Source organism: Pseudodesulfovibrio sp. (genome assembly GCF_028692895.1).
In the GTDB taxonomy this organism is placed as follows: domain Bacteria; phylum Desulfobacterota; class Desulfovibrionia; order Desulfovibrionales; family Desulfovibrionaceae; genus Pseudodesulfovibrio.
The window spans coordinates 1-9083 of record NZ_JAQUWN010000102.1; the positions used below are offsets into that span (position 1 = coordinate 1).

11 protein-coding genes are annotated in these 9083 nt (G+C 64.3%); 4 read left to right on the forward strand and 7 right to left on the reverse strand.

The features are described from left to right. The 3 genes from PHP91_RS16310 to PHP91_RS16320 form a co-directional block, all read left to right on the forward strand. On the forward strand, positions 1–224 hold a 224-nt coding region (locus PHP91_RS16310), incomplete at its 5' end, for a hypothetical protein (protein WP_300143211.1). A gap of 348 nt (positions 225–572) precedes the next feature. Beyond that, positions 573–2882 carry a hybrid sensor histidine kinase/response regulator gene (locus PHP91_RS16315; RefSeq protein WP_300143214.1) on the forward strand — a complete coding sequence of 770 codons (2310 nt, stop codon included), beginning with the start codon at positions 573–575 and terminating at the stop codon, positions 2880–2882. A 32-nt stretch (positions 2883–2914) separates the two neighbouring features. After that, the gene (locus tag PHP91_RS16320) at positions 2915–3352 is read left to right on the forward strand and encodes a hypothetical protein (RefSeq protein ID WP_300143216.1); all 438 of its coding nucleotides are present in this window, start codon (positions 2915–2917) and stop codon (positions 3350–3352) included. Between the two features lie 488 nt (positions 3353–3840). Here the strand turns inward: PHP91_RS16320 and PHP91_RS16325 are convergent, their stop codons facing one another. The 4 genes from PHP91_RS16325 to PHP91_RS16340 all read right to left on the reverse strand — a co-directional run bounded on the left by PHP91_RS16325 (position 3841) and on the right by PHP91_RS16340 (position 6806). Next, entirely contained in the window at positions 3841–4170 is a 330-nt protein-coding gene (locus PHP91_RS16325) for a carboxymuconolactone decarboxylase family protein (RefSeq protein WP_300143218.1), read from the reverse strand. Positions 4171–4516: 346 nt separating this feature from the next. Next, positions 4517–5179 (reverse strand): (d)CMP kinase, encoded by a 663-nt coding sequence (gene cmk, locus PHP91_RS16330; RefSeq protein ID WP_300143221.1) that lies wholly within the window; start codon positions 5177–5179, stop codon positions 4517–4519. Continuing rightward, positions 5172–6269, reverse strand: a complete 1098-nt coding sequence (gene hisC, locus PHP91_RS16335) for a histidinol-phosphate transaminase (RefSeq protein WP_300143223.1) — start codon at positions 6267–6269, stop codon at positions 5172–5174. The genes cmk and hisC overlap by 8 nt, the downstream gene beginning before the upstream one ends. Before the next feature lie 96 nt (positions 6270–6365). Further along, positions 6366–6806 carry a universal stress protein gene (locus tag PHP91_RS16340; RefSeq protein ID WP_300143225.1) on the reverse strand — a complete coding sequence of 147 codons (441 nt, stop codon included), beginning with the start codon at positions 6804–6806 and terminating at the stop codon, positions 6366–6368. A gap of 299 nt (positions 6807–7105) precedes the next feature. On the opposite strand from PHP91_RS16340, the gene PHP91_RS16345 reads away from it, so the two are divergent. After that, positions 7106–7558 carry a flagellar assembly protein FliX gene (locus PHP91_RS16345; protein WP_300143229.1) on the forward strand — a complete coding sequence of 151 codons (453 nt, stop codon included), beginning with the start codon at positions 7106–7108 and terminating at the stop codon, positions 7556–7558. Between the two features lie 124 nt (positions 7559–7682). On the opposite strand, the gene PHP91_RS16350 is transcribed toward PHP91_RS16345, so the two are convergent. From PHP91_RS16350 to PHP91_RS16360, 3 genes are read right to left on the reverse strand one after another with little or no spacing between them, the layout of a single operon-like run. Next, on the reverse strand, positions 7683–8375 hold the full coding sequence (locus tag PHP91_RS16350) for a magnesium transporter MgtE (protein WP_300143232.1): 693 nt from the start codon (positions 8373–8375) through the stop codon (positions 7683–7685). Further along, positions 8335–8775, reverse strand: coding sequence for a flagellar export protein FliJ (fliJ, locus tag PHP91_RS16355; RefSeq protein WP_300143235.1), 441 nt, complete (start codon positions 8773–8775; stop codon positions 8335–8337). The genes PHP91_RS16350 and fliJ overlap by 41 nt, the downstream gene beginning before the upstream one ends. A gap of 20 nt (positions 8776–8795) precedes the next feature. After that, a complete protein-coding gene (locus PHP91_RS16360) occupies positions 8796–8963 on the reverse strand; it encodes a hypothetical protein (RefSeq protein ID WP_300143238.1) in 168 nt (55 codons plus the stop codon). Positions 8964–9083: the final 120 nt, after the last annotated feature.

The following is a 9083-nucleotide window of genomic DNA, read 5'->3' on the forward strand; positions in this document are numbered from 1 at the left end:
CGGGGTTCGGCGCTGCCGTTTGGCAGGAGGGGCAAGCTAAGCTTTCGCCCCGTCGCCGTCAACCCTTTTTTTCAACTTTTTCAAATTGTTGCCGGGGTTCGGCGCTGCCGTTTGGCAGGAGGGGCAACCTAGGCTTTCGCGCCGTGGCCGTCAACACCTTTCTTCAACTTTTTTTCGTCGATTCCGGGGTCGAACTCCTGCCCTTGGGCAGGTCGGCAACCTAGTTGTTTCGCTTGCTCTCGTCAACCTCTTTTCCGATCTTTTTCCCGATCGGAGGAGAGAGGCTAACCGGCCTATATATTTGAGAAAGAACAAGCCGTCCGGGTCTTGCTGAAGGGCAGTCCCTCGCGGCGACGTGGAGTTCTAGGTGAATCGCCCCTGGAGGTCAAGGGCTTTTTTCAAGGCTTCTGTCTTTTTGTTTCAACATACTAAAATTACATGAAATAAATTTCGCTTTCCCCGCTTCCGCCGCTGTTTCGGCGGGCCTGCGGCACATATATAATGATATCGCCCTTTGCCCACTCCCATGGTAGGGTCTTCAAAGACACCGACTTCCAAGGAGCCACCCCCGCATGCGGATGCCCGCCAAATACGGACTGACCTTCGCCTTCACCGGCCTCATCCTCGTTTTCGCCAGCCTGCTCATCCTCTCCTCCTCCCTGACCTCGCGCTCGGTGCTCATGCGTCACGCCCGCATCATCATGGAGAACATCGCCTCCTACACCATCGACAAGTCCCAGAGCTACCTGGAACCAGCCCGCAAGGCCGCCAGCCTGACCCGCAGCCTCTCACAGAGCGGCATCGTCAACAGCACCAAGGCCGCGTCCATGGCCGCCTACTTCACCCAGCAACTCGCCCTCAACTCCCAGTTCTCAGGTATCTACTTCGGCTCCGCCGACGGCGGCTTCACCATGGTCTCCCGCTACAACGCCCTGGCCAAGGACGGGCTGTTCACCAAGTTCATCCGCTTCCCCGGCGGCCGGCGCAAGGTCGAGAAGATCTACACCTCGCCCGAGGGCTTCCTCCAGCGCCGCGATATCGACCCCACCGACGAATACGACCCGCGCACCCGCCCCTGGTTTACCCAGGCGCGCGACGCCAACGGCCTGATCTGGACCAAGCCCTACATCTTCTTCACCTCCCGGAAACCTGGCGTCACAACGGCCAGCCCCGTCTTCCTGGGCAGCAAGTTCATGGGCGTGGTGGGCGTGGACATAGAGATCGACGAACTCTCCAACTTCATCTCCCGGCTCCACGTCAGCGAACATGGCCGGGCCTTCATCCTCTCCCGCCACGGCTCGCTCATCGCCTACCCTGACATCGACAAGCTCCGCCACGCCAAGGAGGGCGAAAAGGTCCGGTTGACGCGAATCACCGAGCTGGACGACCCGGTGGCCCGCGAAGCTTTCCACTCCCTGGGCCTGCCCGAGGGGCAGCTCGCCCTGAAAGGCCCGGTCTTCACCAGCTTCGCGCTGGACGGCGAACAGTACAACGCCATGTTCGCACCCTTCTCCGACCCCCAGTGGCCCTGGGTCATCGGCATCTACATGCCCGAGGACGACTACCTCGGCGCCATCAAGACCAACCGGACCAACAACATCCTCATCGCCATGGTCGCCGTGGCCATCGCCCTCTTCATCGGGCTGGTCGTGGCCCGCAAGCTGAACTCCGCCCGCGAGATGGCCGAGGCCGCCGCACAGGCCAAAAGCAGCTTCCTGGCCCGCATGAGCCACGAGATCCGCACCCCCATGAACGCCATCCTCGGCGCGGGCGAACTCCTGACCGAAACCCGGCTCAACGCCGAACAGCAACAGCTCATCACCATCCTGCGCAACGCGGGCGAACACCTGCGCGAACTGGTGCGCGACGTCCTCGACCTCTCCCGGTTCGAAGCCGGGAAATTCCGCCTCTTCGAGATCGGCTTCAACCTGCCCGCCACCATCGACAAGACCTGCGAGGTCTTCTCCCTCGAAGCGCGCGAAAAAGACCTCGCCCTCTCCTGGAACGTGGACGACGCAACCCCGGCCTGGCTCATCGGAGACCCCACGGCCCTCAACCAGATACTGGTCAACCTGCTGAGCAACGCCCTGAAATTCACCCGCAGCGGGTCCATCTCCCTGACCGTCACGCCCGCCAAACGCTCCCACGAGGCCGGAACCGAACGCATCGTCCTGAAGTTCGCCGTGGCCGATACCGGCATCGGCATCCCCGTAGGCCAGCAGGAGGCCATCTTCGGCAACTTCACCCAGGCCGACGACTCCACCTCGCGCCAATACGGCGGCACCGGCCTGGGCCTGGCCATCAGCCGCAACCTGGCCATGGCCATGGGCGGCGAAATCCACGTCCACAGCCAGCCCGGCCACGGCTCCACCTTCACCTTCACCGCCCGCTTCACCGTCAACCCGGACCCCGAGTCCTGTCGGGACCTCCCGGAACTCGCCGCGGGCAAACCCGGCGACAACGCCGCCCCCGGCCGCATCCTCCTGGTCGAGGACGACGAACGCAACCGCCTCCTCTTCGCCCTCTTCCTCAAGGACATCCCCCACCGGCTCGACACCGCCGAAAACGGCGAACAAGCCTTGGCCATGCACGCCGCCGATCCCTATGACCTCATCCTCATGGATATCGAAATGCCCGGCATGGACGGCTACCAGGCAACCGAAGCCATCCGCGCCCGCGAACGCGAGGACGGGCTGCCCCCCGCCCCCATCCTGGCCGTCACCGCCCACGCACTGGCCGAATCCGAACGACGCTGCCGCGAAAGCGGCTGCAACGGCTACCTGCCCAAGCCCCTGACCAAGGCCATGCTCCGCCGCGCCGTGACCGAATACCTCGGCCCCGACCACGGCCCGGACCTTGACCCCGGCCAATCCGTGAAATAGCCTGCGCTCATCACCGCAACCCGGAGAACGCCATGCGACATCTGCCCGCCGCCCTGCTCTGCCTCACCCTCCTTCTCACCACCCTGCCCGCCCGCGCCGCGGCACCGGACAACGAGTCCTGGCAGACCGACACCCCGCGCTCCCACGCCGAATCCGTCATGACCGCCCTCCTCGCGGGCGACGCCAAAAAAGGCTTCGCCGTCCTCTTCTCCAAAGGCCGATACCCCCAGAACACCCTGGAAAAAATCCAGTTCGACTACTTCCAGCAGGTCAACCAGCAAGGCCCCCCCATCGCCTACGAACTCATCCTCGACCGCAAGGCGGGCGAATCCCTCGTCCGACTCAAATACATCCTCCTCTTCAAAACCATGCCCTACCTCTTCGACCTCTACTACTACCACACCACGGGCGGCTGGACCCTCAAGACCTTCACCATGAGCCGCGACGTCAAACAAATGTTCGGCGACTAGCGGACAGCAAGCACCCGACAATCTTCAATGGGGAATGCCTCCGGCGGCCCCTCCGGGGAGGCCAGGGCGCTGCCCTGGACCCGCCAAAGGCAACGCCTTTGGAATCCACTCTCCGCTTTCGCGGGGGCATAGCCTGACAAGGCGACTCACGCCCGCGGAGACGGACTGCCCGCTCGCCCCGCCCTGCCGGTTAACGGCTGGGGCCGAGAAAAACGGACGGGGATACGTGCCGCCTACCACAACACTCCCCGCCGTTTTTCTCGGCCCCAGCCGGATGTTTTTTGGTAGACAAGGAAAAGACCAATCCTCAAATCAAGAACCCTGCCTCTCTCAATGTTCCAAACGCCGTAACGACATGGTCTGCAAGTCTGCGCCAAGCGGTTCACACGGCGAGGCGGCCGCCGGAGGCATTCATCCCCCGCATCGCGCCGCGTCATGCGGGCCGAAAAAAAGGCCGCCTGGTGGGGCGGCCTTTAGGGTGGCGTGACTTAGTCGAAGAGCTTGTCCACTTCTTCGTAAATGTGGCGCATGTACATCATGCGAGGCGAGCCGCCCATGGCGACGGCGAGGAGTCCGGCGTCGATGATTTCGTCACGGGTGGCGCCGTGCATGGCGGCGTTCTGGACGTGGAGGGAGATGCACATGTCGCACTGGGACATGATGGAGCAGGCGATGAGGATCAGGGACTGGTATTTGTCCTCGATGGCGCTGCCTTTTTTGATGGCTGCGGTGAACCCCTGGTACGCCTTGAAGACATCCCGGCGGTTCTTGTTCATCTGACGAAAGAGTTCAGTGGCCTTCTCGGAAGGTTCTGCCATGTCGGCTCCTTGGTCTGGACGGTGGGTGCTTCAGCCCCCGGCCCGGATCGGGGAGATCCGGGCCGGGGCCCTATGAGAGAGAGTCCCCGATTGGGTGACTATGGACTACCCGCAAAAAAACCGTGTGTAAAGCGGAAATTCCACTACGTTTGCGGCGTATTCGTGAATATTATTATGCATTTTCGCAATTAAACGCTATATTCCACGGAAAACAGGGCAAAACGCCGATGCCGGTTTCCATTCGGAAAGGGAGCGGCGTCCGGCTGCGTTGCCGGTGACGCGACGGCCGGGTTGCGGCCGAAGTCGGGATGCGGCGTCGGAGGCCGCCCGAGGGGCGGGGCCGGGCCTAGGGCCGGACGCCGTGGAGCAGGATTTCGAAGACCTGTTCCGGGGTGAGCCGGGTGGTGTCGACAAGCCGGGCGTCGTCGGCCGGGCGCAGGGGGGCCACGGCGCGGTTGCGGTCCTGGTCGTCGCGGCGGGCGATCTGTTCGCGCAGTTCGGCCTCGTCGGCGGGTTTGCCGAGCTCCCGCAGTTGGAGGAAGCGGCGGCGGGCGCGCTCCTCCACCGAGGCGTCGAGGAAGAACTTGCGGGGCGCCGCCGGAAAGATGACGGTGCCCATGTCGCGGCCCTCGGCCACCAGGGAGAAGCGCGCGCCCACGTCCCGCTGGGCCTGCTTGAGGAAGGCGCGCACCACCGGGAGGGTGGCCACGTTGGAGGCCCACATGCCGACCTGTTCGGTGCGGATCTCGTTGCCGATGGGCGTGCCGTTCAGGGAGAGGACGGAGTCCTCCCCGGTGCCGGACAGGGCGAAGGTGAAGGCGCCGAGGGCGGCCTCAAGGCGCGCCTCGTCCCATTCCCAGGACCCTTCGCCCAGTTTCCAGGCCACGGCCCGGAACATGGCCCCGGTGTCCAGGTAGGGGATGCCGAGCTCGCGGGCGAGCCGCTTGGCCATGGTGGACTTGCCCACCCCGGCCGGGCCATCGATGGTGACGATGAGCGGCTCAGCCATGGAGGATATCGGCCAGGGTCTGGATGAACCGGCGGTTTTCGTCGTCGGTGCCCACGTTGACGCGGATGCAGTCGCCCAGGCCGAAGCTGCCCAGGTGGCGGACGATGATGCCGCGCTCAAGCAGGGTCTCGAAGACCTGGCGGGCGTCCATAGGGGGCCGGAACATGACGAAGTTGGACTGGCTGGGCCAGACCTTGCAGTCCAGTCGGGTCAGCTCGTTGGTGAAGTATTCGCGGCCGCGCATGACCACGGACAGGGTCTCGTTGTAGAAGGTCTCGTCCTCCAGGGCGGCGATGGCGGCCTCCTCGGCCAGGAGGTTGACCGTGAAGGGAATGCGCGCGTTGCGCAGCAGCCCGGCCAGGGGCGGGGGCAGGATGCCGTAGCCCACGCGCAGCCCGGCCAGTCCGTAGGCCTTGGAGAAGGTGCGCAGGGCGACCAGGTTCTCGAACCGGTCGAAGGCCTGGACCGGGGTGTAGGACTCCGGGGGCCAGACGAAGTCGATGTAGGCCTCGTCCACCACCAGGAGGCAGTCCGGAGGCAGCACGCCAGCCAGCACGGAGAGGTCCTCCACCGTGGCCGCCAGGCCCGTGGGGTTGTCCGGGCTGGTGACGATGACCATGGCGGTGCGTTCGTCGGCGGCCTCGGCCATCTTGTCGAGCGGGAGCTCGTAGTCGTCGCCGCGCGGAACCTCGCGGTATTCAACCCCTGCCAGCTTCGCGCACATGCGGTACATGGAGAAGCAGTGTTCGTAGCAGACGATGTTGTCGCCGGGGCAGGCCTTCATGCGCACCAGCATGTCGATGATCTCGTCCGAGCCGTTGCCCACCAGGACGCACTCCTCGGGGACGCCCACGGACTCGCTGATGGCGGCGGCCAGGCGCGGGGTGTGGTTTTGCGGATAGCGGAAGATGCGGTCCGCGTTGCGGGCCACGACCTTCTGGACCACGGGCGACGCGCCCAGGGGATTTTCGTTGCTGGCCAGCTTGATGACCGAGGTCAGGCCGTAGCGTTCCTGAATCTGTTCGATGGTCAGGCCCGGGACGTAGGGCTTGAAGTCCAGCACTTCCGGACGGACGGAGAATTCTTTCATGTCTGCGCTCCCTCATGCATGTCGGCCGAAAAAAAGGAACGGCCGAAGCCGTCCCTCTGTATATGCTTTCCGTCCCCTCGTAAAGGGCGGCCCGGCCTAGCTGGGCCGGATCGTGAGCACGGGCACCTTGGACGACTTGACCACCTTTTCGGCCACGGAGCCGAAGAGGATGCGGTCGATGCCCTTGCGGCCGTGGGTGCCCATGATGATCATGTCGCAGCCCTCGGCCTCGGCGATGGCCAGGATCTCCTCGGCGGGATACCCCGCCACGACCTTTCCGGCCACGGTCATGCCCTTGAAGTTGTCCTTGACGAACTCGTTCATGGTGTCCTCGGCGCCGGTGACGATCTCGCCCACGAAGCTCTCGATGGAGCTGGGCGGAACGTGGAAGCCGACATACTGGCTCAGCGACGGGGCCACGTAGAGCACCAGCATCTGGGCGCCGGTCCCCTTGGCCATCAGCGTGGCGTACTCCGCCACCTTGGGGCTGTGATCCGAGAAATCAACCGCGCAAAGAATCTTCTTGATTTCGGCCATTTGCTACCTCCTTGGCCTGTGCGACCGCGTATCGGACGCCGTCCACTCTTCCCCCGGGGGAGACGGTCCGGAACCCGGACCATCCTTTCTGTTTACTGCCAGAGCCTCCCGCCATAGACAACCATTTTCTTCTCACGTACCTTCCACCCTGTATGCGGCCGGAGCCGGACCGGGCCGAGCGGCACTTTTTGCCGGGGTCTTTCGATAAAATGATAATACTTTCCGACAAGTTGTCAAATAAAACCGCTTGGCATGGTCCGTGCACGATTCAGGCAAAACACAGGATAGGAGTGTGAACCATGAAAATCCGTCCTGATCAGATCGAGGGCGTCTCGCCGGAGCAGGTGCGACGGCAGGACAGGGCGCAACAGTCCGGGCAGGGCTTCGACGACATCCTGAGCCAGGAAGTGTCGAAGGGCGGGACCCAGACGGCGAACATCGCGTCGCCGCCGGTGATCAACCCGATGCTGAGCCTCCACGCCATGCAGTCCGTCCAGCCGACGGACGACGGGGGCGCGGCCGGACAGGTGGAATCCATCCTCGACCAATGGGACGACTACGCCGCGGCCCTGGCCGACCCCGAAGGCGGGCTCAAGAACGCCTACGGGACCCTCGACCGGATAGCCGACGGAGTGGCCGCCCTCAAGGAGGGACAGGCCAGCCTCGACCCCGGCCTGAAGTCCATTGTCGACGACCTGGAGACCCTGACCGCCACCGAGCGGTTCAAGTTCAACCGGGGCGACTACCTCTAGACGACCCTTTCCGGCCCGGCTCCATCCGGAGCCGGGCCGCCCCTCGATCCCCGAACATGCGAGCGCCCCGGACCGTGACACGGTCCGGGGCGCTTCGTTTGTCGCTTTGTCGGGGGGGGCAGGCCTAGGGCTGCTGGCCGTCGGCGAAGGGGACCTGCAAGCGGGTCAGGCGCTCGGAGAGGTCGGCGGCCTTCTTGGCCTCCACAAAGGTGAGGATCTCGCCCGCCTGGCGGCCGCGCATGCCCGAGAGGACCTTCACGGCCAGCTCGATGTCCATGGTCTGGAGAATCTCCGCCGCCTTCTTGGCCTTGGTGTTGGAGAGCATCTCCACCAGTTGCTTGACGCGCTGGTCCTTGATCTGCTTGGCTTCGTCCAGCATGGCCTTGATCTCGTCGTGAAGCTTCCGCACCTGGACGGCCTCTGCCCGGATGGATGCCTCCAGGTCCTTGAGGTTGCGCTCCTTGATGGCCAGTTCCTCCTGCTTGCGCTTGAGGGCCTTCCATTCCTCGGGCAGGTCCTGCTCGGTGCGCGCCTTGTCGGCGCTCGCGTCGGCGGCCGCCTCGCGCGCCCGGTCCTGGTTGGCCCGGGAGTCCGCCGTGTCGGCCACGGGCGTGTTGGACTGAGGCTGATCCTGGGCCTGAGGCTGCGCCTGGGCGGCCACGGCCAGTGAGTCGGGCATCACGGCCCTCAGCAGGGCGGGCGTCAGGGAATCGACACCGGCCAGGCCCAGGATCGCGAGTTTCATCAGGGCCAGGAAAACCAGGCTGACGAGGACCCTAGATATCTTGAGATTCGTGGCGAAGGGCCGCCATTTCATCGTTTTCCTTTTCTTCTCTGGCGCTTGCTTCTTCATGGTGTTTTCGGGCTTGGGTTTCCTTGAGCTTTTCCAGGAGCTTCCTGTCCTTGGACCGTTCCACGGCCTCCAGGCGGCGCTGATGCAATTTGAGTTCCAACGTCTGCAATACCGCCCTTTCGCGGGCCAGGTCCTGTTGCAGGGCATCCTTGTACTGCCGCCACAGCCACATTTCATTGACGCTCCGGCGGGCATCCTCCCCGGCGGCCAGGTGCTCCCGGAGCTTGACCCCGAGGTCGTCCACGGCGGCCAGTTGGGCGTCGTAGGCCCGCCGGGCCTTGGCCAGCTCGCCCTTGGCCTGCTCCTCCAACTGGCCGCGATAATCGAGGACTTTCTCCAGCTTGAACGCGAACGGCTTGGCCATACGGCCCCTCCCCGCCGGTCCTACCGGCCGCGCACGGTCCCGGCCAGGCCGCAGTAGCCCGCTTCCTTCAGATCATCGGCCCAACGCCACATCATGCACATGGACCCCTGGCACATTTTCATCTTGTCGTCCGAGGTCTTGAGCAGGGGACAGTACTTGTACTTGGCTTCACTTTCGCTGGTCTGCACGGCAGTCTCCTTGTCCGAAAAAAGAAAAACGGCACGCCGCCCACGCGACGTGCCGTCAATGTATCCCGCAACGGGCCCTTTGGCTAGCTCTCCGGCTTGGCCTCGACCGTGGCCGCATCC